We start from the raw sequence: 26,618 nt of genomic DNA, 5'->3' as shown, positions 1-26,618 counted from the left end.
TTACGCCCATGTGAGTTGTACGGTCGCCTTCAGTTGCCCGACTGCGGTGCCGCGCACGTTGCGCAGGACTGGGTCGGCCCATTTCGCGAGCGGTGTGCCCTCGGTTTCGAGCGGCAGGCCGAGCTGCCGCAGCACGGCGATCGTCGTTGCGTAGACCGCGGTGAAATCGCCGTCCGCCATTTTCACCGCGATACCGATGCCGTGACTGCGGACGCCGACCGTGTGCACGCCGTCGGCGCCGACCTTCGCGACCCAGTCGCCTTTCGACGCCTGCGCGAGCGCGAAGTCGCACCGGCCGGTGCCCGACACCATTTGCGGATGCGCGGCCATCGCCGAGAAAATGCGCATGAGCGCTGCGTCGCTCGACGCGCCCGCACCGGATGCGCCCGCGGCGAGCTTGCCCCACATCATCGCGAGGCGAGACAGCGGCATGCCGATGTTCGGCGCACTGCAACCGTCGACGCCGAACCATAGGTCGGACGGCGGCAGTTCGGCAAGCCGCGCGGTTTCGCGGGCGATTTCCTGCTGCAGCTCGTGATCGCGCTCCAGATAGGTCGCGTGTGCATAGCCGTGCATGCAACAGTAGGCGAGAAAGCCCGCGTGCTTGCCCGAGCAGTTGTGGTGGCGCTGGTCGAACACGCTGCCGCGTGGCGGCAGATCGTCCTCGCCATAGTGGTCGGGCATCTGCGTGCCGCAGCGCAGATCCGCCTCGACCCGGCCGATCTTCGTGAGCATCGCAGTCACCGTGTCGACGTGAACGTCCTCGCCGCCGTGACTTGCACAACACAGCGCAAGTTCCTTGTCGGTAAAGCCGAAATGGTCGGGGCCGCCATCGCGCACGAACGGCAGCGCCTGAAAGGGTTTCAACGTCGAGCGCGAGAACACCCACGCGTGCGGGTCGCCCGCATGAGCGAGCAGCGCGCCCGCAGCGTCGACCACCGCCACTGAGCCCCAGTGAACCCGCTCGACATGAGTGTTGCGGGTCGCGACGACGAGCGGAACGTGTGAAGGAAGAGTCATCGATTCAGGATGGGTGAGAGAAGACAGGGCGAGTTTAATCATTGCAAAAAAAGGCATTTAGACGTAATTTCGAAAATGGTTTTGCACTGGACGCAACGCACCATGCTTACGAAAAACACCAACGAAGCCGGTCTTGACCATCTGAGCGCGATGCGCGCGCTGCTCAGAATCGTCGAACTGGGCAGCTTTTCTGCCGCCGCCCGCGAACTGAAGGTCGCCACTTCGACGATCGCGCGCAAGATCACCGCGCTCGAATCGATGCTCGGCGTGCCGCTCCTGCATCGCTCGACGCACCATGTCGCGCTCACCGAGGCGGGCAGCCTGTATCACTCGCGTGCGGTTTCGATGATTGCGGACCTCGACGACACGCTGCGTGTGGTCGCCGAACTTGACGCCGCGCCGAGCGGGCCACTCAAGCTGACGGCACCGGTGGCATTCGGGCGACGCTATCTCGCGCCGCTAGTCGCGCCGTTCCTCGAACTGTACCCAGCCGTGCAACTGGACCTGCGCCTCACGGACAACCACAACGACATGGTGATGGGCGGCTTCGATCTGGACATCCACGAGGGCGAGAACTATCTGGATAACCTGATCGTGCAGCCGCTGTCGCGCAATGACAGCATTCTGTGTGCGTCGCCCGCCTACCTCGCGCGACGCGGTCGGCCGCGCACACCGGCCGACCTTGCGCAGCACAACTGCCTGCGCTATTTGCATCCGGAGGGCGATCCGCGCTGGCACCTGAGAAAGGGAGACGACGCAACCTCGATCTTGCCGTCGGGGAATCTGCAATCCGATCACTCCGAGTTGCTGCTCGAAGCGACCCGCGCAGGGCTCGGCATTGCCGAATTTGAAATCTGGCTGATTCGAGACCTGCTCATAAGCGGCGAGCTCGAAGTCATGTTGCCCGACTACCGGCTCGACAACGCACTGACCGGCCGGCAGATCTACATGGCGTATCTGCCGAACCGACGTTTTTCCACGAAGGTGCGGGTATTGCGCGAGTTCATGGCCGAGCGTTTGAGGGGCATCGGCGAGTTGCCGGATCGGAGCCTCGTGCTGGCTCTGCAGACGCGCGTATGACCGTTCGGTGCGCCGGAGTCATCTTGAAGCTCACGCTGGACGGGCTCCCGACGGGGATGAACAGGCACACGGGCATCGGCGACAGGATGCGGCCGACCATTGGCCTGCCCGAATACAGGCTTCAACGTGGCGTCGCTGGCCATGTCCGGCGGAGCGACTCGAGACGCCCCCGGTGACGCGGTCGCTGCCTTGCAGATGCACGCCGCGGGCGCTCAGGTTTTGGCACGGCTGAAAAACCGCAACTGAAACCACGGAAAATCGCGGGATGAGGATACTGTTTGCGCTGATCCTGCCCGCCTCTTCGTTCGGAGCGCAAGCACAAAACCCGGCCGACACGCGTAATGGGCTAACAATCAAGCACCACGGAAAATAGGGGTAGGGGAGGTGCGATACGACGTGTTGAGTGGGGGGGGCCGACTAAAACCGCAACTGAAACCGTGGAGACGCTCAAGGGGAAGGTCAATGAAGCGATGTCTCGCGGAGCCGTGCCGGCTGGCGGAATCAGCGTGGTGCTTCGGCTTGCGCCCGGTTTTTTCGAGAAGATGCACACGAGGCTTTTCAGGCAGTAGCGTGTCCAGACTGAAAGTGTCCATCGGTTGACGCGGTAGGACCGCTCGATCGCGTAGAGTAAGGGCGGTTGCTCATCCTCATCACAAGCGTGGAGAGCGGTGCTGTGAAGCCGCCCCTGGGGCAAAATAAGGGAAGCGAACCGCGGTGAGGAGTGAACGGTGCGCACCGCGATAGAGCGTCAGCGCTCGCTCAAGGCCGATCCTTGGCCGGGTTACTGGCGCACGCGACTGGCACCACTGCGGCGTGCGATCGACGTCGATTCGCTAGCGGCGATTCCCTCACGCGGGCGCAGCTCGTGAGGTCTGTCCGCAAGCGTTGCGCGCGATCGAGAACTCCGCGGATCCGCAGGCGATCCATTTAAAGATGCTTGAGGAGGTGCTACGGCGCTCGGCCGATCTCGACAACGTGCATTTTCATACCAACTACAACGGCTTTCCGTATGCGCGGAGTCTGCGCTGCGCCTATGCGACTACATTGATTGACGCTTGGATATTCCCGGCCTCGACACGCTGTTGATGGTCAGAGCGAGGCTGCATTCGTCATATAGCATAACGCAATTGATCGAGCAAAGCCTGAACCGGATGGCGGGGCTGTTTCGCGGACAGGCGTTTCACCTGCGAGCGGCACGAGTAACCGGTCGCCAGCGCTTCACCGCCGTGCTCCACCGGCGGGTCGATATGCTCGGCCGACGATTGCGCATAAATCACCTGTGACGTCCCCGCATTGCGCGCTTGGTGCCCATAGGTGCCGGACATCCCGCAGCAGCCGGTGTCCTCGATCACGAGACTCAAGCCGCACCGCGCGAACACCTGTACCCACTGTTTGCCGCTGTCGGGCGCGTTAGTCCTCTCGGTACAGTGCGGCAGCACTCTAAGACGTTCGACGAACTATCAGTGCTTCCTTCAGGCAGAACCTTCAGCAACCACTCCTGCGGCAACGACACTTGTGGCACGTCCGCTAACCCCCGTACCGTCCGGTACTCCTGACGGTACGTGAGTGTGATTGCCGGGTGGAGGCCGACGAGCGGAACGCCGGACTGGCCCAATTCAATTAGTTGTGTGGCATTGCGAACGGCGACCTTCGCGAACGCGTCGAGAAAGCCCTGCACTTGCAGCGGTTTGCCGTTCGGCAAGAGCGGCGCCAACCAGACCTGACAACCCAGCCGCGCGGCCAGTTCGATCAGGGTGGTCAACTGCTCGGTATCGAAATAGCGCGTGAAGGTATCCTGAACGATCACGACACTGCACTCGCGCTTCTGCTGCGTGAGAGCCGCCAACGACCGTGGGTCCGCTGGCCGCACCTGCCACTGGCGTAGCACGGCGGCGAGATCGTAACGGCTCAGCAGAGGACTATCGACCACCCCGACCCGCTGCTCCAGCATCGTGCGCATCCAGGCCGCGCATCAGAGCGTTATACACGCCCGGAGGTCGCGCCATCCACGGCATCGTGAATTCGAGCGAGCCGATCAGGTAGTCGCGCAACGGTCGCAGGTAGCGACGGTGATACAACTGCAGAAAGCGCGAGCGGAAGTCGGGCACATTGACCTTGACCGGGCATTGCCCCGCGCACGACTTGCACGCGAGACAACCGGCCATTGCGTCGTAGACCTCGTGCGAGAAGTCGGCTACACCGTCGCGCGCCGCGCGGCTATTGCCCCAACGTTCGGCGAGACCGCTCCAAAACGGCTGCCGCGTGCGCCCGAGCGCGACCACATCGACGCCCGCCTGCCCCTGCAGACGCAACCATTCGCGCATCAGCGACGCGCGCGCTTTCGGCGACTGCACACGCTCGCGTGTCGCCTTCCACGACGGACACATCGCATCGTCGGGATCAAAGTTGTAGCACGCGCCATTGCCATTGCAATGCATCGCGGTGCCGAAGCTCTGCCACACCCGTTCGTCGATTTGCCGGTCGTGTTCGCCACGGGTCGGCACTTCGTCGATCTTCAGCAGCCGCAGCGGGCTATCCGCGGGCGTCGCGATCTTGCCCGGATTGAACTGGTTGTACGGATCGAACACCGCCTTCAATTGCTGCAGCTAAGCATAGAGCTCGCCGAAAAAAGCGGGCGCGTATTCGGAGCGCACGCCCTTGCCGTGCTTGCCCCACAACAGGCCGCCATGACGCTGCGTCAGTTCGGCGACCGCGTCGGAAATCGGCCGCACCAGCGCGGCTTGCCGCAGATCTTTCATATCCAGCGCCGGACGCACATGCAGCACGCCCGCATCGACATGGCCGAACATCCCATATTGCAGGCCATGCCCATCGAGCAACGCGCGAAACTCCTCGATATAAGCCGCGAGATTCTCCGGTGGCACCGCCGTGTCTTCGACAAACGGCTGTGGACGGGCCTCGCCTTGTACGTTTCCCAGCAAGCCCACCGCGCGCTTGCGCATCGCGTAGACCTGCTTGACCGCGTACTCGCCGATAGCCAACGTGTGACCGAGGCGCGCGACGCTGCGGGCGCTCGCCAGATCAGCGCCGCTCGGGCCGATATTAACGTTCGCAATCCCGCAGTCACTTCCCGAAGCCGAGCACATGGTAAGCCGGGCTGGCCCACAGCACTAAAACTTCCGGGGTTTTCTGCGTTTGTAGCAATGCCAGACGTTCTTCAGAAATGTCTCATGTTTGCTGCGGTCGCGATTGCGCTGATTGCAAACGGCTATCTTCTGACGCGATTGCCTTCCCGCGCGCAAATCCCTGCAGTTCGGATCGAATTGTTTGCGTTGCTCATAGTATTTCTGTCCCGATTTGATCTTAGTCTGGATTTTATTCACAGAAAAGTCGGCTACCTGATTATCCAGGGTGCCACGACGACACTCCTGATTTCCGCCATCTCAGTTTCGATTGCGTTCGTGCTTGCATTGATTGGTGCACTCGCGAAACTCTCCTCGAGCGGCATCGCGATCGGGATTGCCACCTTCTATACCTCACTGTTTCGAGGCCTGCCGCTGCTGATGCAGATTTTCATTCTGTATTTGGGGCTTCCTCAGCTCGGCTTCGTTGTCGATCCGATTCCCGCGGGCGTGACCGCTCTGTCGCTCTGCTACGGTGCGTATATGACCGAGATCTTCCGGGCCGGCATTCAGAGCATCCCGCTTGGCCAATGGAATGCAGCCCGCGCACTCGGCCTGACTCCCTATCAAATGATGCGCCTGGTTATCCTGCCGCAGGCGTTGCGCGTCATCATTCCCCCGACGGGCAACCAGTTCATCGCGATGCTCAAGGACAGTGCATTGGTCTCGGTAGTCGGTGTTTGGGAACTGACCTATGTCGCCACGACGGCGGGTCAGAAGGAATTCCGGCGCATGGAGATGCTGATCAGCGCGTCTGCAATTTACTGGGTGATGTCGCTGGTGCTGGAGGTCATCCAGGCCCGCATCGAAAGGACGTTCCGCAACGCGGCGCGCTAGCGCGCGCTTCTGTCGAGACCTCAAACGGAAACGAAAATGATCGACATTACGAACGTATCGAAGGCATATGGCCACTTCCAGGTGCTAGACAACTGCAGGGCGAAGGTAAACAGGGGCGAAGTGGTCGTGGTATGCGGACCGTCTGGCTCGGGAAAGTCAACGCTCATCAAGACTGTGAACGGGCTTGAGCCGTTTCAGGGAGGCAGGATTGTCGTCAACGGCCAGTCGGTCGGCGACAGGAAGACGGACTTGTCGAAGCTGAGGTCGAAGGTCGGAATGGTATTCCAGCACTTCGAGCTGTTTCCCCACCTGACCATCACCGAGAACATTACGCTTGCGGAGATCAAGGTGCTCGGCCGTTCGAAAGACGAGGCAACGGCAAAGGGGCTGAAACTGCTGGATCGGGTCGGTCTGCGAGCGCACGCTGAAAAATACCCGGCCCAGTTATCGGGCGGCCAGCAGCAGCGCGTTGCTATCGCGCGCGCTATCCATGGATCCCGTGGCCATGCTGTTTGACGAACCGACTTCGGCACTCGATCCTGAGATGATCAACGAAGTGCTCGACGTGATGATCGAGCTCGCGCATGAGGGCATGACCATGATGTGCGTGACGCACGAAATGGTTTTTGCGAAAAAGGTTGCGCACCGGGTCATCTTCATGGACAAGGGAGCGATCGTCGAGGACGACAAGGATGCGTTCTTCGACAATCCGCGGTCAGAGCGAGCGCGGGACTTTCTGCAGAATATTCTTCACTGACTTGTATGGTTCGCACGCTTCGTTTCAATCGGATGAAGCGATGGACCGCGAGATTGCGACTCGATGATGGGGGGACATAATGTGTCACGGCGGCTCACACAACTAATTCTGGTGCTACTTTTCCATAATTTTGGTTACTAGCCGCGGACTGCTCATCGCGTGCGTATTTGATGGGCACTCCGCCGGACCCGCTTTCCAGGTTCGCGTGCGGTATCGTTTTCCGGTTGCCTGGCCGTCCCGCCTCCACAATTTCCGGGGCGGTTCACTAGGTTGGCGCGCTTTCTTTCCTGCGGGAAACGGGGCGTGCTCGGTGCCGATCGAACAGAGCGCGTGCGGCAGGCGCGACTAAGTTGGCAGCCCGCCATACTGAGGCGTTTTGCGCAACCGGTCAGCGCAATACTGATGCAAGATTTGCGTGAGTGCGGCGCGGTAGTTGAGCTGCCGATGCCGGTGGAAGAGCGCAATCAATCTGCTAGTGGGGACAAGGTTTATCTTGGGCTCCAACTCGGTGGCCAACTGGCTAGACAATGCACACAGTCGGGCGCGCTCGAACCAGTCGCAGTCGCCGACGTTAGCACGGAGCCAGATCCGCGCACTGTCAATGAGGTGGGCACTGCTCAGCCATTCCCCTCTGTAGCGTCGGGAGACGAGTTGCGATACCAGCAGGTAGCAGAGCAACTCGGCGCGGGCATCGTCGTCAAGGATACAGGGCAGATACATCAGGGGTACACTCTCCGGGCTGAAGTGAGCAGCTCGCTGGGCAAAGCATCAATCATCGCGTCGTCCAGCGCATACCATCGCATGGAACGCGGCATTGACCGCCTGTTGCTCAGCGGTCCACCACGAACCAGGCGAGACGGCTGACGGCAAGCCAAGACGGTAAACGTTCGCATGCTTGAGGCGGTCTATCCTCACAACGTGAACAACGCCTTGCCTGGTCATTTGCAACAGAACGGCACGCATCAACATCGGCTCACACCCGGCCAGCTTCCTGATTTCGGCTGCATAGCGCTCCATCCCATCCGACATGATGTCGCGAATTCGCTCGCACAGATTTTCAGTAACCTTCATTTCTGCCTTTTAGTCATAGGTCTTCTTTCGGGCCTTCTGGCTCGTGGCGCTGGACAGCCCGGCCACCACTCCCGTTTGCGCGGGCTGCTCATAAAAAAGCGCGCCGACCCGGGGCAGTCAGCGCGCAAGAAGCCATTCGAGGTTGCTGGGCGAGGGCCGCGCAGTACGCTATATGCTAATTGGATTGCGATGAGGTAATCGTTAACTGTTGTCAGATGGCGATTCGCCCTTAATTAAGGGATTTCCCGCATTTTTGCTCAAAACTCGGCAGAGCATCGGCGCACCAACGGCAAACTACCGGATTTCCGGTAGCTTGATTGGAAAGGGGTGAGCGAAATGCTCCCTCCTTTATTTGGCGCGCGGCCGGCAACTGCGGGGAACTGACACGAACTCTCGGTGCGGATTTCGGTGATGGTGGTCAGCGTTTCGGCGAACGTGATCAGTCTGGAAGGTGGTGTTGCGCGGTCAATGGATTATAGCGAAGGTGATCACCATCAGGATGTGGAGGACTGCTTGGCGTTGGTCTTTCGCATTGATTCGCCCTCCAACGGCAGCTTGTGGGCGTGATGAACGAGCCGGTCGAGGATCGCGTCGGCGAGCGTCAGGTCCTGCAGCCACGCATGCCAGTGTTCGAGCGGCAACTGGCTGGTAACGATGGTGGATCGCGTGCCGACGCGATCGTCGAGCACTTCTACCAGGTCATTTCGGGCACTCTGATCGAGGTCCTGCAGGCCCCAGTCGTCGAGCCGCAGGACGTCCATTTTGGCGAGTTGTGCGAGGCGCCGCGCGAAGCTGCCGTCGCCGTGGATGATCTTCAATTCCTCGAACAGCCGGGAACGCGGACGTACATCACAGAGAAGTCCTGTCGGCAGGCTTGCTGCCCGAACGCACATGCGATCCACGTTTTCCCAGCGCCGGTCGGCCCCGTCAGGATGAGGTTTTGTGCATTGCGGATCCAGTCGCAAACGGCGAGTGCGGCAACGACGCTTTTGTCGATACCGCGGCTCTGCCGGTATCCGATGTCCTCAATGCAGGCCTGAGGATTCTTGAGTTTCGCGGACTTCATCAGCCGCTCGAGCCGCCGGGTATCACGCCAGGCGACTTCGCGATCGACGACCATGCCGAAGCGCTCTTCGAACGACAGGCTGGCGCTGGAGGCGAGCGCCGCCTGTTCCTCAAACGCGCGAGCCATGCCGTCGAGCTTGAGCGCCTTGAGCTGAGAGAGAGTTTGCTGCATCAACATCGCGACCTCCTTGGGTCAGTGGTAAGGGTCGGGCCCGCGCACGTTCTCGTGGTCGGGCGAATGCCATTCGGCGAGAGGAATCGGGAACATCGGCTGTCGATCCAGGTCGGATTCGAGGATCGACAGGACGGAGCGGCGGGTCGGTGAGCCGATCACGAGCACCCGCTGGCAGGCGGCTTCCAGCCGTTCCTTGCCATACTTGCGCGAGAGCGACAGCAGTCCGAGGCACGCGCGATATCCCGTCTCGGGGTGCGGCCGGTTGGTAAGCAGGTGTTTGACGATCGCTTCGGCACCGGGATCGGCGGAGGCGCCCCAGTTCAGCAATCTCCTAGGCGTCCATTCCATGTGGGCGCGGTGCGCCGCCGGCATGTGCTCGGGCAACGTCGTATGCTTGTTCCGAAGTCGGCTGCGGGCGTGGGCGGCAACACGCTTGCCGCGGTGCAGGATCTCGACACCGTGGCGTGGGACGCGTGCGTAGACCTCCTGACGTACGAGGCTGTGCGGGACGCTGTAATAGTGGTGATCGACTCGACGTGGTAGTCGATGTGGACGCGGCACTTCACGAAGGTCGCGATCTCGTAGCGGCGTGCCGGCAGCGGCATAGCGCCGGCCGGTCGAGCCGCTCGAACCATGCGCGGCGGTTGCCGTCGAGCTTTTTGAACGGACGCCGGTTCAGGTCGGCCAGGCTGTAGAAGCGGTGGTTGTGCAGCCGTGCGAGGATCCAGCGCTCGACGATCTGCACGCCGACCTCGACCTTTGCTTTGTCCTGCGGCTTGCGCGGCCGCGCCGGGAACATGGCGGTCGCGTAGTGGTTCACGAAGTCCTGCGTCGTGTTGCCCAGCACCGGTTCGTACCGGTCGGCCTTGGCGATCAATGCCTTGGGGTTGTCGGGTACCAGCAGTTCGGGAACGCCGCCGTAGAATTCCAGCGCGTCGATCAGGCTGCCGATCCAATCGGGCATGGCCTCGGAACGTGTCGCACACGCGAACGTATAGTTGGACGCACCGGGACGGCCACGAGCACGTGGGCCTTGAACGCGACGCCGCCGTCGCGGCCAAGAATCGGCACGTTTTGCCCGGCGAAGTCGGCGAACAGCTTTTCGCCGGCGCAGTGTTGCTGGCGGATCGAGCGCTTCAGTGCCGCAGCCCAGTCCTTGTATCGCTGGCAGAACTGCGTATAGCGGTAAGTGCGTTGGCCGGGGTGGGCCTCGACGTACTCCTCCCAAAGCAGTTGAAGTGTCACGCCCTTGCGGCGCAGGTCGCGGTGCATTGCCGCGTAATCCGGTTCGATCCGCCGGGTCGGGGCCGCTGTTTCCTCCGGCAGGTCTAGCCTAATCTCGAGCTCGTCGTCGGCCAGCGGTTCAACAGCAGCCCAGTCAAGCCCCGCCGCAGTAGCGCGGGCTGCGTACGCCGAGATGGCGCCGACGCTGATGCCGAACGCCCGGCTGATCTGGCGGTGCGACAGGCCGCACGCCCGCTTCAGCCGCAATACTTCTTTCCAGGCCACGCTGCGGCCTTGCTTGCTGGAGGCGCCAGCGACGGTGATCAGGGGTAATGACGCAAAAGGGGACACGAGGCTTTTCTCCAATACAGGCACGCCAGGCGCGCGCCGAGGTGTGCAGTTTGGACAAAAACCGCTATAGAGTGAAATCGTCAATCTACTGCTCTACTATCCAGCTCACGGATACCAGACGTATAGACCTGAACCTGTTGGTCACCCTCGAAGCCCTGCTCGCCGAGCAGAACGTGACGCGCGCTGCCCGCCGCCTGCACCTGAGTCAGCCAGCCGTGAGCGCGCAGCTCGTGCGCCTGCGCGACCTGTTTGGTGACCCGTTGCTAATTTCGGCGCAACGCGGCATGACTCCCACGGCGAAGGCCGACGAACTTCTGGCGCCTTTGCGAAATGCGCTGGATCAATTGCGCGCCACGGTGAGCCAGCATGGCCATTTCGATCCCGCGCGGGCCAAGCTGACTATAGCCATCGCCTGCACCGACTACCTACAGGCCGCGCTCGTGCAGCCGCTAGTACTGCAGCTGCGCCAGCAGGCGCCCGGCGTGCGGATAGCGTTGCGTATCTTGGACATGTCGCAACTGGTGGCGCAAATGGCTCATGGCGAGGTCGACCTCGCGTTAATGACGCCCGGTGACGCCCCGACCGGCCTGCGCAGCTGCCACCTGTTCGACGAGCGCTACGTGTTGATAGGTCGCCGCGGCCATCCCAAGCTGCGCCGCAAGCTCACAGCTTCACAGTTCGCGCAGCTCGAGCATGTCATCGTGTCGTTGCGCGGCGGCGGCTTTGCCACGCCTGTAGATGACGCGTTGGCGGCCCTCGGCCTTCGGCGCAACGTGGTGCTGTCCGCCGCCTCGTTCCTGTTTGTGCCGGATATTGCGGCCCGCTCTGACCTCGTCGCTCTGGTGCCGCAACGACTCGTGCGCGATCACGCCGACATGTTGCGAATCGTCGAGTGCCCGATTCCCGTTCCGGGCTTCGAGGTGGGCATGCTGTGGCACGATTGCAGTCACGGACACGCTGGCCACCGCTGGGTGCGCGAGGTGCTTGGGGCGCTGGTCGCCGGGTGAGGCGAAACCGCAAAGAGAGCGGGACGAAGCGGCAGTCTCAGGGCGGTCTAAGCGCGCGTGCGATGACTAAATTGAAAGGTGATCGGTTCAATTTGAACGACCGCTTTGTAGCGATCAGACTGGGACAATGTCAAGAACGGGTCGGCGACGTTCGTCCTCCGCTAACTTGCTTTATTTTCCGTTTTCTCAAGCGACCCCTTGAAGCATGTTTTCGTCAAGGCATCCGCCTGCGTCAACAGCCGTCCAGAGAACAGGCCCCGGCCCACGCGTGAGCGCGAGCGGCGTATGCGCGGTTCCGCCTGCCGGGCGCACGCAGGTGTTCCTGTCAGGCTTTGGTCCGATCCGGCAACGCTTCGCGCTCAAGCGTCATCTCCTGCACGCTTTGCTTTATCCGAAGCAGCTCGCGACCTGGTTTGAAGCCTGGGGTCTTTTCACCGGTCTCACTCAGAATCCGTCGACAATTTTCTGAGCGATTGTTTTGCCTGCACACAATTCGTCCGCTGATCGGCAACGTGACAAAGCCGTGGCGAGCGGCTGACATCGACTTGGCCCGATGCGTGGCGGCAACCGACAGGGACGAGCCGCCCTTGATGATCTATGCTGCGGTCACAGGCATGCTACCGGTTGACCGCGGGCTTGGCACACAGTACACGGTGGACGTTATGGACCCGCCTCGCACTTCGAGGTGCCTCACGGTTGCGAGTTCGCAACTTTTGGCGGACGACGCGCGAATTGCACGAGTTCACGTTTTAGCAAGGAGTTTCGCAAGCCTTGCTCGATGTTCTGGGTTTAGCCCTGGCGTGGCGGAAATTTGCTCGACTCGTGCTCTCCAATAGGGCAGACCAAATAGTGATTCCGCGCCATCTGTCGACAAAATCCGTTCGAGATGGGTAATCGCGACTTCCGCAGTAAGGCATGTATAAGGGCTTGTCCTGACTGCACCCCCTTTTTTTCCAGCATTCGTCATCTCCGTTACGGCCTCCGTCCCAGAGTTTGCCAAGTGCAGCTAACGAAACCCCAAAGCGCCCGGAATGCCACACGACCGTGCCTAGGCAGTTCCTGCGCAATCGCAAAATGCCGTCGCGCGAACTTGTTAAGCCGGCGCGAATCTGGCGCAAAATAGCCCTATCTGCCATCTGCAACCTCCGGCTCGCACTGGCAGAATCGAGTACAGATTGAGTTTTTTCGAGTTCTACCAATGACAACGAATCCGTCTGACAAAAGAAATTCCTGGTCACGCGCGGCGGTGTTCGGTGCGGCATATATAAGCAGAGTCTCCCATTTTTTGAAACCCGCAGATATCGCCTTAATTGTAGAGGTTTCGCGGCGTCACAATGAGGTCGATGCCATCAGCGGGTTTCTCGTAAAGGCGGGTTCGAATTTCCTCCAGTATCTCGAAGGGCCGCGGGTCAAAGTGGTGCGTTGTCTACGCCGGATCGAGTCTGATCGTCGTCACTACGATATGAGGATTCTGGCGCTTGGCGCAATGCAACAGCGCCACTTTTCCGATTGGTCCATGGGTTTTTTTGTTGGCGATGTCGATGGCTCAGAGCGATTTGAGAGTTTGCTGACCGAATGGCACGGAACCGACCGCTCGCTGCTTGAGGAGGTCTGGAGAATTTCGGCGATTTCGCGAGCGGAGGCCTACCACGTCCGACCGGAGGTCATCGTCGGACCGTTCCAAGTGTTGCTGAAGCGGCGCGAATGAGTCACTTCGGGTTCTGGTGCGAATTCGTGGTGAGCTAAAGTAGAAGCTTTAGCGGCGGTGATGCAGGATGGCGAACAAGCTCCGGGATCTGGACGAACTGTTCAAAGGTCGGCACGTTGAACGCGAACTCATCATTCTCTGTGTGCGCTGGTATTGCCGCTACAAGCTCTCGTATCGGGACCTCGTCGAAATGATGGTGGAACGCGGTCTGCGCGTCGCGCATACGACCATAATACGCTGGGTCCAGCGCTACGGCCGGAGTTCGAGAAGCGTTGGGTTCGTTACGCGCGGCAAACCGGCCCCTCGTGGCGCGTCGACGAGACGGACGTGAAGGTGCGCGGGCGGTGGGTCTACCTGTACCGCGCCGTTGATCGCGACGGCAATACGGTCGACTTCAGGCTCACGTCCGAAACCCTCGGTCGCCTGCTCTTCAAAGACAAACTCCGTCTGCAATTTGGAGTGCCGTGCTCGCGGCATGACGCGACGGGGTGGCACGCACTTCGCTCGCCACCGATCCAAATTTTTGCACCACAACCATCGTCTCTGGGGGCGTCAGGCAGACCAGCGGCGCGGGGCGGCGCCGGGATGATTCTCAGTTCCGCGTCACCAGCACGTCGCGAGCACAACGCGATGGCGGCCGCTTCGACGCGCATCACCTTAGTGCCGCGGTAGCGAGGTGCCGCACCGCATTAGACTCGACTGCAAATCTATCCGTCGAACCGGGTCAACTTCAGGATCGTTGACGGGCGACGGCTTCCGGCACTAGAGCGGGTTACATCTCTACTTCGATTGACACCGGTACTCAAAAATAAATCGCCAGAAAATAGAGCAGCACATACAGCGCGTAAGTCTGCCCATTGCCGCTATAAACCCGCCGGATCCGCGCGGCGGCAAGCAGCGCGAAATGCGACGCGCCGCGCCAGAACATCTGCGCGAACGGCGGCACCGTGCGGCTCAGCATCGGCCGGTAGAAGTGATAGAAATCGGGCGCGTCGGCCGCGTTGCCGCGCCGGCTGCGGTAGTACCACACGCCGAGCCCGAACACGAGCGCCGCGACGATCAGCACGACGATCACGACCGGCGTCGGATTCCAGAAGCCGTAGATGCTTTCGAGCGACATCCCGCCCCACACCAGCGTCTTGGCGAACTGCGGATCGATCGCGGCCGAGACCGGCTCGATCAGCAGTTTCGGGAAGAACGACAGAATCAGGATGCCGAGCACCAGCAGGAACTGCGGCACCAGCAGCGCAAGCGGCGCTTCGCGCACCGGCTCGCGCTGCGGCGGCCGCGGCTGCAAAAAGATCCCGTTGACGAAGCGCGTCATGTACAGAAAACCCGCGCAGGTCGCGATCAGCCCGCAGATCGCGAGGCCGTACCAGCCCTTGTCGGTCATCGCGCTGAGCAGCAGCCACTTGCCGCCGAAGCCCATCAGCGGCGGCAGACCGGACATCGACACCAGCGCGATCACGACCATCGCGAACGTGAACGGCATCTCGCGCGCGAGGCCGCCGACATCGGCGAAGTTGCGCGTACCGGTGCGCAGAATTACGCCGGCCAACGCGAGAAACAGAATGCCCTTCACCAGCATGTGATTGGCGACCAGATACAGCGCGGTGACCCAGCCGAGATGGCTCATCAGGCCGATCGCGGTCACGATGTAGCCGATCTGGCTCATGCTGGAGAGCGCCAGCAGCCGTTTGAAGTCGTTCTGCCGCAATGCCATCAGCGCGCCGGCGAGGGTCGTCAGCATCCCTATCCATGTCATCGCGTGCGCGAGTTCGAGGCCGACTTCGGAGCGGATCGTCAGATAGGTGCCGACCAGCAGCCCGAACATCGCGACCTTGCTGACCACCGACGACAGCATCGCGGTCACGTCGTCTTCCGCCTCGGTATACGCGCCGGGCAGCCACACGTGCACGCCGATCGCGCCGGCCTTGATCAGGAAGCCGGCCGCCAGCAGCACGAACGCGCGGTTCGCTTCCGGTCCCGCGTGAATCAGCGCGGCTAGCCGGATGCTGCCGTCGATCGCGGCGACACTCGCGAAGCCCGCCAGCAGGAAGAACGCGGACAGCAGCGAGAACAGCAGGAAGGTCAGCACGTGCGGTCCCGCGCGCCGGCACTTGGCGATCAGGAAGCACGAGGACAGCGTGACGATCTCCCAGCTATAGAAGAATTCGAGCGTGGTCGATGAGCGCAGCAGCGCCGGAATCGATAGAGCCAGCACGACCAGCATCGGATAGAAGCCTTCGCGCGGATCGTCGCGATACAGGCTCGCCCCGGTGATCACGAGGCTGCCGGCCAGCAGCAGCCACGCGAACAGCCCTGCGATGCCGCTCGTGCCGGCGGCGAGCAGCGCGCCAATCGGCGCGATCGCGAGCAGCGCGAGCACGCCCTTGACCCGCCCGGGCAACCGGTCGGCCGCGTAGAACAGCGCGCCGGCGCCGAGCGGCGAGAAGATCCACAGCGACGCGACGCCCGAGATCAGCGCGGCCAGATATCCGGCCGCGATCAGCAGCAGCGCGACGCCGAGCAGCGGCAGCAGCGCGAAGAAGTCGGGGCGCGCGTGCGCTGCGCGGCTGGAAGGCCGCAGCGCGCGCACGAACCAGCGGAACATGTAGCCCGCTTCGAGCAGCGAGCCGGTCAGGATCAGCACGATCCAGTACGGTTTGCCGGCGGCGGTCAGGCGCATCACCAGTTCCCACTTCGCCCAGAAGCCGGGGAACGGCGGCAGCCCCGCGATCGCGACCATGAAGAGCCCGAGCAGGCCGATCAGCAGCGGGCTGCGCGCCAGCACCGCGCGCGGATCGCGGTGGTAGCGCTGCACCACGCCGGCCAGCCAGAAGAGCCCCGCCTTCGCGAACAGATGGTTGACGAACAGGTCGCCGACCACCAGCGGAATCGCCGTTTCCGCGCCGATCTGGCGCAGCAGCGCGAGCGCGAGCATCAGCAGCGCCATCTGTCCGATCGACGAATAGCCGAGCACGCGCTGCGGCTTCGATTGCTTCAGCGCGAGCAGGTTCGAGAACAGGAAGGTCGCGCCGCCCGATACGGCCAGCAGCGTCAGCTGGCCGTCGAACAGCGGCAGCAGCTTCAGGAGTGCAAAAAACACCCCCGCCGACACGCCGACCGACACCATCGCGGCGACGCCGCCCGGCATCGTCTCGTAGACGTCGAGCCCCCAGCCGTTGGCCGGAAACGGCTTCAGTTCGATCACGAGACTCGCGAACAACAGCAGCACCGCCGTGGTGCCGATCGGGCCGCCGAGCTGGTCGCGCATCGCCAGCAACTGGTCGATGTTCAGCGTGCCGCTCACGTAATACAGCAGCACCGCGCCGAGCAGGAAGAACGTCGATGCGATCACGGTCGCGATGATGTACTTGAACGCGGCGGCAAGCGCGGCCGGCTTGCGCTCGAGCCCGAACAGCCCATACGTGGCGATCGATACGATCTCGAGAAACACGAACAGATTGAACACGTCGCGGGTCATCACCATGCCGTCGATGCCCATCACGAGGATCAGATACAGCAGCAGCGCCGCGTAGTTGCCGCGCAGCCGGTCCCACAGATGCAGCGCGCCGAGCAGCGCGACCACGTTGACGCTGAACGTGAAGAACGCTTCCCACGGACCGAAGCGCAGATTGATCGACACCGGCGGCAGCGCGCCGGCGGTCAGCACTTCGATCGTGTCGCCGCCGGCGATCAGTCCATAGAACGACACGCCGCTCACCAGCACGATGCCGGTGAGCGCGACGAAAAAACCGAGCGTGAGCCACGGCTTGCCGAGCCGGTACAGCAGCGGAATGACGAAGCCGCCGCCGAGGCCGAGAATGAAGATGTGCAGCGGATGAAAGAGCGCGGCTACCATTTCGACTCGGTGAAGGCGTCGATGGAGAGGGTCTTTCTGGCGGCGTACAGGCGGATCGCGAACGACAGCATGATCGCGGTGACCGACAGCCCGATCACGATCGCGGTGACCACCAGCGCCGACGGGATCGGGTCGATCGCGCGATGAAGGGCGGTGCTTTTGCCGAGCGCGGCGTCGATGATCGGCGCGGTGCCGCCGGTGATGTAGCCGGTCGCGACCATCACGATGTGCAGCCCGGTGTCGAACACCGCGAAGCCGATGATGATGCGCAGAATATTGCGGTGGGTCAGCATCCCCCACAGGCCGATCAGCGACAGACAGAAGCCGGTGATCAGCAGGATCGTCGAAACCGGGAGGCCGGTGCTCATGGGCGGTTCTCCTGTTGTCAGCTTCTGAACCGGTCGATGATGACGCTCAGTTCCGCGCCGACCTTGATCCCGAGCAGCGCGGAAATCAGCGGAATCGCGCCGGCGCTGAAGAACGCGCCGAACTCGCCGCGCGGCAAAAAGCGCGCGTCGAGAAAACCGCCCGCCAGCACCAACCCGAGAATGCCGATACACACATAGAGCACGCCGGCGAGCGACTCGACCACGCTCAGCAGCGCGACGTTCAGCGTCGAGCGGGGCCGCGCGAGCAGCATCAGCATCACCGCCGACGCGACGATCGCGCCGCCCTGGAAGCCGCCGCCCGCGGACAGATGGCCGTTGACGATCACATAGGCGCCGAATGTGAAGATCATCGGCAGCAGCACCTGCTTGCCGGTATGGACGATTTCGCCGGCCGGGCGGCGCGCGGGCGCGGGCGTGGACGTTGAGTCGTCCAGCGGGGCGGCGGCGCTCGCGCTGCTTTCCTCTTTCAGCAGCACGCCGACGCTCGCCGCGACCATGAACAGCACCGCCACTTCGCCGAGCGTGTCGAAGCCGCGATAGGTGATCAGGATCGCGGTCACGATGTTCGGCGCGCCGAGATCGAGCGGCCCCCGGAGCACGTAGTACTCGGCGAGCGGCCGCAGCGCCTGCAGTTCGGCATAGCCGCCGACCAGCCGCCAGAACACCACCGCGAACAGCAGCACCGTCAATAGAGCGGCTGCGCGACGCATCATGATTGGCTCTCCCGAGCGTCGCGCTCCTGTTCGTCGGCGAGCGCGTCGACCACGGTGGACGCGCTCATCGGCGTACGAATCAGCCACGCGGCGCGCGACAACGCATGCGAGGACACCGGATTGGTCACCAGCACGAAATAGATCAGCAGGATCAGCCGGAAGGTCCAGCTCGGGTGATAGAACGCGAGGCCGATCAGCACCAGCATGTTGCCGAGCGTCGACGCCTTGGTGCCGGCCTGGATGCGGGTGTACGCGTCCGGCATGCGCAGCAGGCCGAGGCCGGCGGAGAACAGAAAGACCGCGCCCACCAGAATGAAGCTGCTGCCGATCAGTTCGAGCATGCGCTAGCCCTTCTGGTAACCGGTTTTGCGGATTGCGTACAGAAAGATGAAGGTCGCCAGTCCCGAGCCGATCGCGGCCTCCGCCATCGCGACGTCGGGCGCGGCCACCAGCAGGAACGCGACCGCGGCGAACAGGCTCGCGAGTCCCGAGCTGACCATCGCGGCCAGCAGATTTTTCAGGAATATCGCGAGAATGCCGCTCACGAGGATGCTCGCGCACATCAGCAGCAGGAGCAGTTCGAGCATCGCTCACAGCCCCCTTTCGAGAAAACGCGCGATCGCCAGCACGGCGAGAAAGCTCAGCAGTCCGTACACCAGCGCGACGTCGATATAGACGAAACGGCCGGAGATCTGCGCATACAGCGCGATCAGGGACAGCGAGATGACCGTCAGCATGTCGATCGCGACGATGCGATCGACGACGGTCTTGCCGAGCACGAGCCGGATCACGCCGAACAGAATCGCGAGGAAGATCAGCGCGGCAGCGATCCGGAGCATGATCTCAGCCAAAGACTTTCTCCAGATGCTTTTCGAACGGGGCGACGAGCGCTTCGGTGGCGGCGTCGATATCGGTGGTTTTGACGTCGAGCCAGTGGATGAACAGCACGTCATCGCGAATGTCCATCACCAGCGAACCGGGCGTGAGCGCAATCGAATTGGTCAGCGCGAGGCGCCCGAGCGGTGTTTGCAAGCGGGTGCGCACCTTGACGATACCGGGCTTGATGTCGATGTGCGGCGAGTACACGTATGCCATCATGTTCAGATTGGCGCGCACGAGTTCGACGACGAACGCGCCGCTATAGGCGACGAAATGATAAAGCGCGCGCGGGGTCAAACGCAGACGCTGCCAGGCTTCGCTGGACGATGCGAACGCGTGGGCGATGACGAAGGTGATGACGAGGCCGACCAGCGCGGGTTCGATCGCGAGCGACGCATTGGCGATCAGCCAGATCACGAACAGCACGAACCAGAGGCCGAAGAGTCCCCGGGGGAGCAACGATGACACTGGTTTTCCGTGGTTTGAAGCCATGTCATCTTTTCCGGAAAGAGGCCGTGCGGAAAATTCTAGGTGACAACTTATGGCAAATCAACGGGAGCAGGGGGCGTAGGGATGCCATCCGGCGACGTGTCTCACTCCTGAAACAGCGTCTGCTTCGCCAGATCGCGGCCGTAGTCGGGGTTAGATTGAGGCCTCGCGATTGGAAAATAACGGGCTGAAAAGTAGGAGCGAGCGGCTCTCTAACGGATGTCCCGAGAAATTGCCGCTGCGGAATGGCTAGTAGGCCACGCGCTTTATCGGAAGGTGGACGGGATTCGGGTAACCGCAGTGAAACAATCCGAAGGTCTGTTCGCGATAGCATGAAAGTTGTAGCAGGCATTGCTTGCGCGTGAAGCGCTGACAGCGCAAGACCAAAGTTCGGTAGAAAGACTGCTTGGTTTCGTCCTGGCTCTCGGGTTGGTCGCTCAGTTGAAAAGAGACGTCCCTGATGGGCCCGCAATCAAGATCTGGCGTCGCCGCTAAGCGCCGCGACGTAAGCGCCTGCTCAAAAGCCGGTTCCCTGCAGCTTCGTCGTCCCCCCTTTTTTCGCAAGACATCAAATTGCTGTAGCATCGAAGGCTAGCGTCACACGCCGCTCTCGCGCAAGGTGGGAAGCACGCAATCAAGCCGCTTTCGCCGTATGGTGGCCAGCGTCACCCCTCCCGATCAATAGTTTGTCGTTAAAGTGCAGGCTAAACCGACTTTGTTATCTGCGCAACGAGACTATAACCACCGTCCAGGAAAACCCACCTTTATTCTCAGCGAACTTACTCGACAGTCTTCCGGCGTGACTGTGATACCTCATCATGCAGCGGTCCTCATGTCAGCAGGTGGGCTAACAAATCGCGCCTTTTTCACTTTGGCTGCACCAGACCTGTTGTTCGATCTGCACTTAGAGGCACCGAGGATAGTGAACTGGCAATATCCACCCAGCCGCCGCCCACCGACTGATACACGCCGATCACCTGATTAAAGCGCGCGGCCTGCAAACTGGCTAACGAAAGTTCCGCGGCGAACAGATCGTTTTCCGAAACCAGTACTTCCAGATAGCCAATCAGGCCATCCTCGAATTTGAGGTTGGAAAGTCGCGCATATTCTCTCAACGCATCGACGCGCTCCTGCTGACTTGCAGTCTGCTCGCTGGTTTTCTGCGCGCCGATCAGTGCGTTGTTGGTATCGCTGAATGCACCCAGTATGGTCTGCCGATAGACGAGTTCCGCCTGGCGCTTCTGTGCTTCGGTCGACTGCACCTGGCCTTCAATCGCGCCCGCGGTGAAGATCGGCCCGGTCACACCCGCCGCAATCGACCACAGCGCGGCCGGCCCCGACAGGAAATCGCCAAACGCGGTACTCACCGAGCCCAGCGCGCCGGTCAACGAAATAGTCGGATAGTAGAGCGCTCGCGCGGCGCCCACGTTCGCGTTGGCGGCCACCAGGTTCTGTTCCGCCTGCAGAATATCCGGACGCCGGCCGAGCAGCGTCGAGGGCAAATCCGACGGTATCGAGGGGAGCACGAGTTCGCTAATCGATTTGCCGCGTGGAATCGGTCCGGGATTCTGGCCGAGAAGAATTGAAATACCGTTTTCCACTATCGCGATCTGCTGTTCCACCGCGGGAATCGTCGACAGTGCAAGCTTGTACTGCGAGCGCACCTGCGAAAGTTCGGTTTCGGACACAAGTCCATCCCGATAACGCAACTCGAAGATCCGCAGTGTTTCGGCAAAAATGCGCGCGGTCGCCCGGGCGACTTCGAGTTGTCTGTCGAGGCCGCGCAGCGTGATATAGCTCGTCGCGACACCAGTCACGAGCGAAAGCACGACGCCGCGCTGCGCCTGTTCGCTCGCGAACACCTGCGCCTGCGCCGCTTCGGTCAAACGCCTGACCCGGCCGAACAGATCGACCTGCCATGCAGCGGACAACGTGCCCTGATAGAGATTGAAGATGGGATCGAGGGCCGGCGAAAGCGGCGGCATCCCGACTTCGCTGGTGCGACTGCGACTCACATTCGCGCCATAGCCGATCTGCGGCAGACCCTGCGAACGGGTCGCACGCACCAAACCGGCGAACTGATCGACGCGCGCCGCCGCAATGCGGACGTCGAGATTGTCACGCAGCGCGGTTTGAATCAGAGCGTTCAACACCGGATCCTGAAACTGCTCCCACCATGCGGTGTTGGCGACCTCTTCGGCCTGGGGCAAATCGATCCGCCAGGTTGCCGGCACCGACACCTCGGGGCGACTGTAGTTCGGCCCGACGGTAAAGCAGCCGCCCACGCAAACCGTCGTGGCGGCAATGATCGCAGCGAGCGTCAGCGTTCTCATCACGTACTCCAGTTCTCCGATTGCCGCGGTCGGTACGCACCGGATGTGTGGTTGTTTGCTGTGTACATTCCAGTTCGACATTATCAGGGCAACTGACTTACGTCGTCCCGCGCGCCGGACCCGAAGACTGCGACGCTTTCCTGTCTTCGCCGCCGAACACGGCCATATACAGAGCGGGCAGGAATACCAGTGTCAGCAGGGTCGCGACCAGCAAGCCGCCCATGATCGCGAAGGCCATCGCCCCCCAGAACACGGTGGGCGCGATCGGAATCAGGCCGAGTACCGTCGAGATCGAAGTCAGAAACATCGGCCGTATCCGCGACGTACCCGATGCGACGACCGCTTCCAGCACCCCCATCCCTTCGTTGCGATAGGTCTCGATCTGCACGATCAGGATCAGTCCATTTTTCGCGATCATGCCGATCAGCGCGAGAATCCCGAGGATGGCGACGAAACCGAGCGGCCGGTTGAAAACCAGCAGTGCGAGCACCACGCCGATCAGGCCGAGCGGCATCACCGACACCACCATCGCGAGGCGCTTGAAACTGACCAGCAGCACCATCATGCTGGCGAGCATCAACACGATCATCAGCGGCACGACGGCAAATACCGACGCCTGCGAAATCGCACTTTCCTCCGAGATGCCGCCGGTCGCGACGTGGTAGCCCTTCGGCAACCCCGCATTGAACTCGGCGAGCTTCGGCGCCAATGATGCGACCACGACATCGGGCAGTACGCCGTGCATCATGTCGGCTCGGACCGTGAGCGTTGGCACCCGGTTGCGGCGCCAGATGAGCGGCGCTTCCTGCTCCTCCGTAAAGGTCGCGAACTGGCTCAGCGCCAACATCCGGCCGCTCGGCGTCGGCACCTGCAACGTACTCAGCGTTTGCAGCGTCAGCGGTCTTTCATCCGATGCTCGCGCCACCACGTTCACCAGGTAAATGTCGTCACGAACCTGCGTGATCGGTGTACCGGTAATGATCGTGTTCATGATTCCCGCGAGTGCCCCGGTGCTGACGCCGAGCTGGCGCGCTTCGTCCTGATTGATATGAATGCGGATCTGCCGGGCCGGCTCCATCCAGTCGAAGTTCACGTGGCGGGTGCGCTCGTCCGCGCCAACGAGCGCGGCCAGATCGAGCGCGATCTTGCGCACCTGCGCCGGATCGGGACCGGATACGCGATACTGCAGCGGCCATCCGACCGGCGGCCCGAGTTCGAGCGGAGAGACGCGTGACACGATGTCGGGAAACTGCTCCGCGAGAATCTTTTCCAGTCTCAACTGCAAGCGGTCGCGCGCCGGCAGATCTTTGGCAACCACGACGATCTGCGAAAAAAACGGATTGGGCAACTGCACGTTCAACGTCAGAATGAAACGTATGGCGCCGCGGCCCAGGTAACTGCTGAAATGGTCGACATCGGGATCGCTCTTCAATAGCGCTTCGATCTTCTTGACCTGCGCCTCGGTCGCATGAATCGACGCGTTCTGCCGCAAGGTCAGATCGACGGTCAACTCAGGCCGGTCCGAGGCGGGGAAGAACTGCCGCGGCACGAATCTGACGAGGAAGATCGACAGCACGAACGCGAGCAGCGTCACGGCAATCGTGATCCATTTCAGTCGCAACGCGCCGCGCAGGAAGTCGCCATACGCCCGCACCATCTTGCCTGGCTTCGGCGAGGGCGTTCTTGGCTTCGGTGCTTTCAGGATCGCCTGACCGACCAGCGGTGAAAAGATCACGGCGCCGAACCACGACACCAGCAAGGCAATCGCGACCACTGCAAAAATCGAAAAGGTGTACTCGCCGGCCGAACTCTTTGCGAAGCCGATCGGCACGAAACTCGATATCGACACCAGCGTGCCGAGCAGCATCGGCGCGGCCAGCGTTCGATAAGCGAAAGTCGCTGCCTGGTCTTTCGTGTCGCCGGCGGCGAGGCGGTTGATCATCGCGTCGACCGTCGTCATCGCGTCGTCGACCAGCAGGGTCAACGCGATAATCAGCGCTCCCAACGATACCCGGTGCAGGTCGATATGCACGATGTCCATGATCGCAAACACGATCGCGAGCGTAAGCGGTATCGACAGCGCGACCACCGTGCCTGGTCGGATGCCGAGACTCACGAAACTGCACACCAGGATGATGATGATTGCCTGCCACAGAGACGCCATGAAGTCGCTGATCGCGACATCGACGGTATCGGCCTGATTGGCGACGAGGAACGGCTCGATGCCGACCGGCAGAGACGCGCTCGCTTCGTCCATCGCTGCCTTCAGGTTATGGCCGAGCGCGAGAATATCGCCCGAATCGCGCATTGCAATGGCAAGGCCGATCGCCGCCTTGCCGTTGACGCGGAACATCGGTTGCGGCGGATCGACGACACCGCGTCTGACCGTTGCAATATCGCCGAGACGCACGATGCGTCCGCCCAGCACGAGGTTGACATTCTCGATGTCGCGTTCCGAATCGAAGGCGCCGGTAATTCTGAAGAACACGCGCTCCTGGCCGGTTTGCAATACGCCGGTCGGCATGATGACGTTTTGCGCCCGCAACGCGCCCACGATCGCCGAGTAGTCCAGACGCAAGCCGGCCAGCCGGCTGGTCGAAAACTCGATGAAGATCTGTTCGTCCTGCGCGCCGAGCACCTCGATCTTCGAGACGTCGGGCACCTGCAACAGACGCGAGCGAATCGCTTCGACGCGATCGCGCAATTCGCGCATGCTGAAACCATCGGACGTGAATCCGTAGATGATCCCGTACGTGTCGCCGAAGTCGTCGTTGAAAAACGGGCCGACCGTTCCGGCCGGCAGGGTGCGCTGCATGTCGCTGACGTTCTTGCGCACCTGATACCAGATGTCCTGTACTTCGGAAGGCGGCGTGGACTGGAGCAGATCGACGAAAATCGTCGTCTGTCCGGCAGTCGTATAACTGCGCACGCGGTCGAGATGCCGCGTCTCCTGCAGCGTGCGCTCGAGCCGCTCCGTCACCTGCGAAAGCGTGTCGTCGACCGTCGCGCCGGGCCATGCGGCCGACACGACCATCGTGCGGAACGTAAACACCGGGTCTTCGGCGCGGCCCAAACGGAAGAACGACAGTGTTCCCGCCAGCAGAGCGGCGAGCATCAGGAACACGACGAGGGGGCGCTTCGAAAGCGACCATTCTGAAAGATTCGGGCCAATCACCTGGGTGCCTCGGTCCAGTGAATTTTTTGTCCCGGCCGCAATGTCTGCGCGCCGGCTGTTACCACCATGTCACCAGGAACTAGACCTTGCGATATCTGCACGCGGTCCTCGCCATAAGCTTGCAGCTCCACATTGCGCGTTGAGACTGTGCCGGCCTTCGTATCGACCACCCACACCGCGGGTTTGCCCCCCGGTTGAATCAACGCGCTCGACGGTACACTGATCGCCGGCGGGCGCTCGAGCTTCATCTGACCGTTGACCGTGCTGCCCAGATGCATGCTGGCCGGCGGATCGATGAGCCGAACCCTGACCGCGAACGTCCCGGTCACCGGGTCGGCACGCGGCGATACTTCGCGTACCCGGCCGATAGCGGAAAGAGCGGGGTTCGCTGCCAGCGTAACCAGAATTTCGGGATTCGCCGGTGCGGCATCCTTGACCGCCAATGGCACATCGAATACCGCATCGACCGCCCCTTCGCGCGCGACCTGAACGATCATGCGGCCTGCCGGGACGACTTCACCGGGTTCGGCGCCGACCGCCGTCACGACACCAGCGACATCCGAAACGAGGTCGGTATAACTCAGGCGGTTCTGCGCGATGTTCAGTAGCGATTGCGACGAATCGACTTGCGACTGCGTGACTTTCGCCATCGCCTGAGCCTGCTCGAACGACGCACGCGACACCGCACGCTCCGCCAGCAGATCGCGCATCCGGTCATACATCGTGCGCGCCTCCAGCGCACGCGCCTGTGCGCCGGCCAGTTGGGCCCGCGCGGATTGCAGGCTGCTCTCCTCGTTCATCCGGTCGAGACGCGCGAGCACCTGACCGGCGTGGACCCGCTCGCCCACTTCGACACTGCGGGAGATCATCCTGCCGTCGATCCGGAACGACTGATTGATCTCGGCCTGGGCCCGCAGGTTGCCGGTTAGCGTGATCGCCGTCCCGGCAACTTGTTCAGTAATTCTGACGACTCGTACCGGGCGGACTTCCGCCACCGGCGCTTCTTCCGCCTTGCGACAGCCCACAAGTAGCGCGGCGGCCGCCAACGCGCCCAGCGTCAATGCCAAGGGAAGAGAAACATTTCGACCGGTTCGATGGTTAGCAAACACTGGCGTTTCCTCCGGATCGCGGGGCAGGTTACCCCGATCCACACAGATCTGAGACCGCGCCCTTCAGCATTTTTCGTTGGGCGCATGCGCTTCTGCCAATTTTATGCGACTCTAAGTGAACCGGTGAGCCCACGAGCAACGTTTTCTTACCTGAGAGACTACCGGCAACTTACCATCAAAACAAAACGATTGGATAACTAAATTGTCTAGGGTATTTCAACGCAAAGT

Annotated in this window: 16 protein-coding genes and 6 pseudogenes; 7 read left to right on the top strand and 15 right to left on the bottom strand. The window is 61.9% G+C overall.

Annotation, left to right across the window (positions count from 1 at the left end; all coding sequences use genetic code 11):
• Nucleotides 1–1,020, bottom strand: coding sequence for an asparaginase (locus LJ656_RS30235; protein ID WP_230513139.1), 1,020 nt, complete (start codon nucleotides 1,018–1,020; stop codon nucleotides 1–3).
• 102 nt (nucleotides 1,021–1,122) lie between these two features.
• On the opposite strand from LJ656_RS30235, the gene LJ656_RS30230 reads away from it, so the two are divergent.
• Entirely contained in the window at nucleotides 1,123–2,100 is a 978-nt protein-coding gene (locus LJ656_RS30230; protein ID WP_230513138.1) for a LysR family transcriptional regulator, read from the top strand.
• 1,109 nt (nucleotides 2,101–3,209) lie between these two features.
• Here the strand turns inward: LJ656_RS30230 and LJ656_RS30220 are convergent.
• A pseudogene (locus tag LJ656_RS30220) lies at nucleotides 3,210–5,126 on the bottom strand (FAD-linked oxidase C-terminal domain-containing protein); the annotation flags it as partial.
• Between the two features lie 165 nt (nucleotides 5,127–5,291).
• Here LJ656_RS30220 and LJ656_RS30215 point away from each other — a divergent pair.
• Both LJ656_RS30215 and LJ656_RS30210 read left to right on the top strand, forming a co-directional pair.
• Nucleotides 5,292–6,080 (top strand): amino acid ABC transporter permease, encoded by a 789-nt coding sequence (locus tag LJ656_RS30215; RefSeq protein ID WP_230513137.1) that lies wholly within the window; start codon nucleotides 5,292–5,294, stop codon nucleotides 6,078–6,080.
• Nucleotides 6,081–6,116: 36 nt separating this feature from the next.
• Nucleotides 6,117–6,837 (top strand): annotated as a pseudogene (locus tag LJ656_RS30210) (amino acid ABC transporter ATP-binding protein).
• Between the two features lie 768 nt (nucleotides 6,838–7,605).
• Here the strand turns inward: LJ656_RS30210 and LJ656_RS30205 are convergent.
• From LJ656_RS30205 to istA, 3 genes and pseudogenes are all read right to left on the bottom strand, one after another.
• Complete coding sequence (locus tag LJ656_RS30205) at nucleotides 7,606–7,908, bottom strand: hypothetical protein (protein ID WP_230513136.1); 303 nt, start codon at nucleotides 7,906–7,908, stop codon at nucleotides 7,606–7,608.
• A gap of 494 nt (nucleotides 7,909–8,402) precedes the next feature.
• Nucleotides 8,403–9,151, bottom strand: a pseudogene (gene istB / locus LJ656_RS30200) (IS21-like element helper ATPase IstB).
• 15 nt (nucleotides 9,152–9,166) lie between these two features.
• Nucleotides 9,167–10,657: pseudogene (gene istA / locus LJ656_RS30195) on the bottom strand (IS21 family transposase).
• 116 nt (nucleotides 10,658–10,773) lie between these two features.
• Here istA and LJ656_RS30190 point away from each other — a divergent pair.
• From LJ656_RS30190 to LJ656_RS30170, 4 genes and pseudogenes are all read left to right on the top strand, one after another.
• Nucleotides 10,774–11,730: a LysR family transcriptional regulator gene (locus LJ656_RS30190; RefSeq protein ID WP_230513135.1), complete on the top strand. Its 957-nt coding sequence runs from the start codon at nucleotides 10,774–10,776 to the stop codon at nucleotides 11,728–11,730.
• Nucleotides 11,731–11,928: 198 nt separating this feature from the next.
• Nucleotides 11,929–12,199, top strand: a pseudogene (locus LJ656_RS30185) (IS6 family transposase); the annotation flags it as partial.
• A gap of 729 nt (nucleotides 12,200–12,928) precedes the next feature.
• On the top strand, nucleotides 12,929–13,438 hold the full coding sequence (locus LJ656_RS30175; RefSeq protein WP_230513133.1) for a BLUF domain-containing protein: 510 nt from the start codon (nucleotides 12,929–12,931) through the stop codon (nucleotides 13,436–13,438).
• 67 nt (nucleotides 13,439–13,505) lie between these two features.
• A pseudogene (locus LJ656_RS30170) lies at nucleotides 13,506–13,843 on the top strand (IS6 family transposase); the annotation flags it as partial.
• 397 nt (nucleotides 13,844–14,240) lie between these two features.
• Here LJ656_RS30170 and LJ656_RS30165 read toward each other — a convergent pair.
• The 10 genes from LJ656_RS30165 to LJ656_RS30120 all read right to left on the bottom strand — a co-directional run bounded on the left by LJ656_RS30165 (nucleotide 14,241) and on the right by LJ656_RS30120 (nucleotide 26,390).
• Nucleotides 14,241–17,303 (bottom strand): complex I subunit 5 family protein, encoded by a 3,063-nt coding sequence (locus LJ656_RS30165; protein WP_230513132.1) that lies wholly within the window; start codon nucleotides 17,301–17,303, stop codon nucleotides 14,241–14,243.
• On the bottom strand, nucleotides 17,297–17,671 hold the full coding sequence (locus LJ656_RS30160; RefSeq protein ID WP_230513131.1) for a sodium:proton antiporter: 375 nt from the start codon (nucleotides 17,669–17,671) through the stop codon (nucleotides 17,297–17,299). The genes LJ656_RS30165 and LJ656_RS30160 overlap by 7 nt, the downstream gene beginning before the upstream one ends.
• Before the next feature lie 17 nt (nucleotides 17,672–17,688).
• Nucleotides 17,689–18,405 (bottom strand): Na(+)/H(+) antiporter subunit B, encoded by a 717-nt coding sequence (locus tag LJ656_RS30155; protein WP_230513130.1) that lies wholly within the window; start codon nucleotides 18,403–18,405, stop codon nucleotides 17,689–17,691.
• Nucleotides 18,402–18,746 carry a monovalent cation/H(+) antiporter subunit G gene (mnhG, locus tag LJ656_RS30150; protein WP_230513129.1) on the bottom strand — a complete coding sequence of 115 codons (345 nt, stop codon included), beginning with the start codon at nucleotides 18,744–18,746 and terminating at the stop codon, nucleotides 18,402–18,404. The genes LJ656_RS30155 and mnhG overlap by 4 nt, the downstream gene beginning before the upstream one ends.
• A 3-nt stretch (nucleotides 18,747–18,749) precedes the next feature.
• Nucleotides 18,750–18,992 carry a hydrogenase subunit MbhD domain-containing protein gene (locus LJ656_RS30145; RefSeq protein WP_230513128.1) on the bottom strand — a complete coding sequence of 81 codons (243 nt, stop codon included), beginning with the start codon at nucleotides 18,990–18,992 and terminating at the stop codon, nucleotides 18,750–18,752.
• A 3-nt stretch (nucleotides 18,993–18,995) separates the two neighbouring features.
• Entirely contained in the window at nucleotides 18,996–19,244 is a 249-nt protein-coding gene (locus LJ656_RS30140; protein ID WP_230513127.1) for an MrpF/PhaF family protein, read from the bottom strand.
• Between the two features lie 4 nt (nucleotides 19,245–19,248).
• Nucleotides 19,249–19,752, bottom strand: a complete 504-nt coding sequence (locus LJ656_RS30135; protein ID WP_230513126.1) for a Na+/H+ antiporter subunit E — start codon at nucleotides 19,750–19,752, stop codon at nucleotides 19,249–19,251.
• A gap of 887 nt (nucleotides 19,753–20,639) precedes the next feature.
• A complete protein-coding gene (locus LJ656_RS30130; RefSeq protein WP_230513125.1) occupies nucleotides 20,640–22,106 on the bottom strand; it encodes an efflux transporter outer membrane subunit in 1,467 nt (488 codons plus the stop codon).
• 97 nt (nucleotides 22,107–22,203) lie between these two features.
• Nucleotides 22,204–25,281, bottom strand: coding sequence for an efflux RND transporter permease subunit (locus tag LJ656_RS30125; RefSeq protein ID WP_329958915.1), 3,078 nt, complete (start codon nucleotides 25,279–25,281; stop codon nucleotides 22,204–22,206).
• A complete protein-coding gene (locus LJ656_RS30120) occupies nucleotides 25,278–26,390 on the bottom strand; it encodes an efflux RND transporter periplasmic adaptor subunit (RefSeq protein ID WP_230513123.1) in 1,113 nt (370 codons plus the stop codon). Before LJ656_RS30120 ends, LJ656_RS30125 begins: the two co-directional genes overlap by 4 nt.
• Nucleotides 26,391–26,618 lie beyond the last annotated feature (228 nt).

The sequence above is a fragment of the Paraburkholderia sejongensis genome (genome assembly GCF_020880815.1).
GTDB classification, from domain to species: domain Bacteria; phylum Pseudomonadota; class Gammaproteobacteria; order Burkholderiales; family Burkholderiaceae; genus Paraburkholderia; species Paraburkholderia sejongensis.
This window is presented reverse-complemented; position numbering and strand designations above follow the sequence as displayed.

Excerpts from the sequence above, each read along its gene's own strand:
- LJ656_RS30235 (WP_230513139.1), bottom strand. The coding sequence starts at position 1,020 with ATGACTCTTCCTTCACACGTTCCGCTCGTCGTCGCGACCCGCAACACT.
- LJ656_RS30230 (WP_230513138.1), top strand. The coding sequence starts at position 1,123 with ATGCTTACGAAAAACACCAACGAAGCCGGTCTTGACCATCTGAGCGCG.
- LJ656_RS30215 (WP_230513137.1), top strand. The coding sequence starts at position 5,292 with ATGTTTGCTGCGGTCGCGATTGCGCTGATTGCAAACGGCTATCTTCTG.
- LJ656_RS30205 (WP_230513136.1), bottom strand. The coding sequence starts at position 7,908 with ATGAAGGTTACTGAAAATCTGTGCGAGCGAATTCGCGACATCATGTCG.
- LJ656_RS30175 (WP_230513133.1), top strand. The coding sequence starts at position 12,929 with ATGACAACGAATCCGTCTGACAAAAGAAATTCCTGGTCACGCGCGGCG.
- LJ656_RS30165 (WP_230513132.1), bottom strand. The coding sequence starts at position 17,303 with ATGGTAGCCGCGCTCTTTCATCCGCTGCACATCTTCATTCTCGGCCTC.
- LJ656_RS30160 (WP_230513131.1), bottom strand. The coding sequence starts at position 17,671 with ATGAGCACCGGCCTCCCGGTTTCGACGATCCTGCTGATCACCGGCTTC.
- LJ656_RS30155 (WP_230513130.1), bottom strand. The coding sequence starts at position 18,405 with ATGATGCGTCGCGCAGCCGCTCTATTGACGGTGCTGCTGTTCGCGGTG.
- mnhG (WP_230513129.1), bottom strand. The coding sequence starts at position 18,746 with ATGCTCGAACTGATCGGCAGCAGCTTCATTCTGGTGGGCGCGGTCTTT.
- LJ656_RS30145 (WP_230513128.1), bottom strand. The coding sequence starts at position 18,992 with ATGCTCGAACTGCTCCTGCTGCTGATGTGCGCGAGCATCCTCGTGAGC.
- LJ656_RS30140 (WP_230513127.1), bottom strand. The coding sequence starts at position 19,244 with ATGCTCCGGATCGCTGCCGCGCTGATCTTCCTCGCGATTCTGTTCGGC.
- LJ656_RS30130 (WP_230513125.1), bottom strand. The coding sequence starts at position 22,106 with ATGAGAACGCTGACGCTCGCTGCGATCATTGCCGCCACGACGGTTTGC.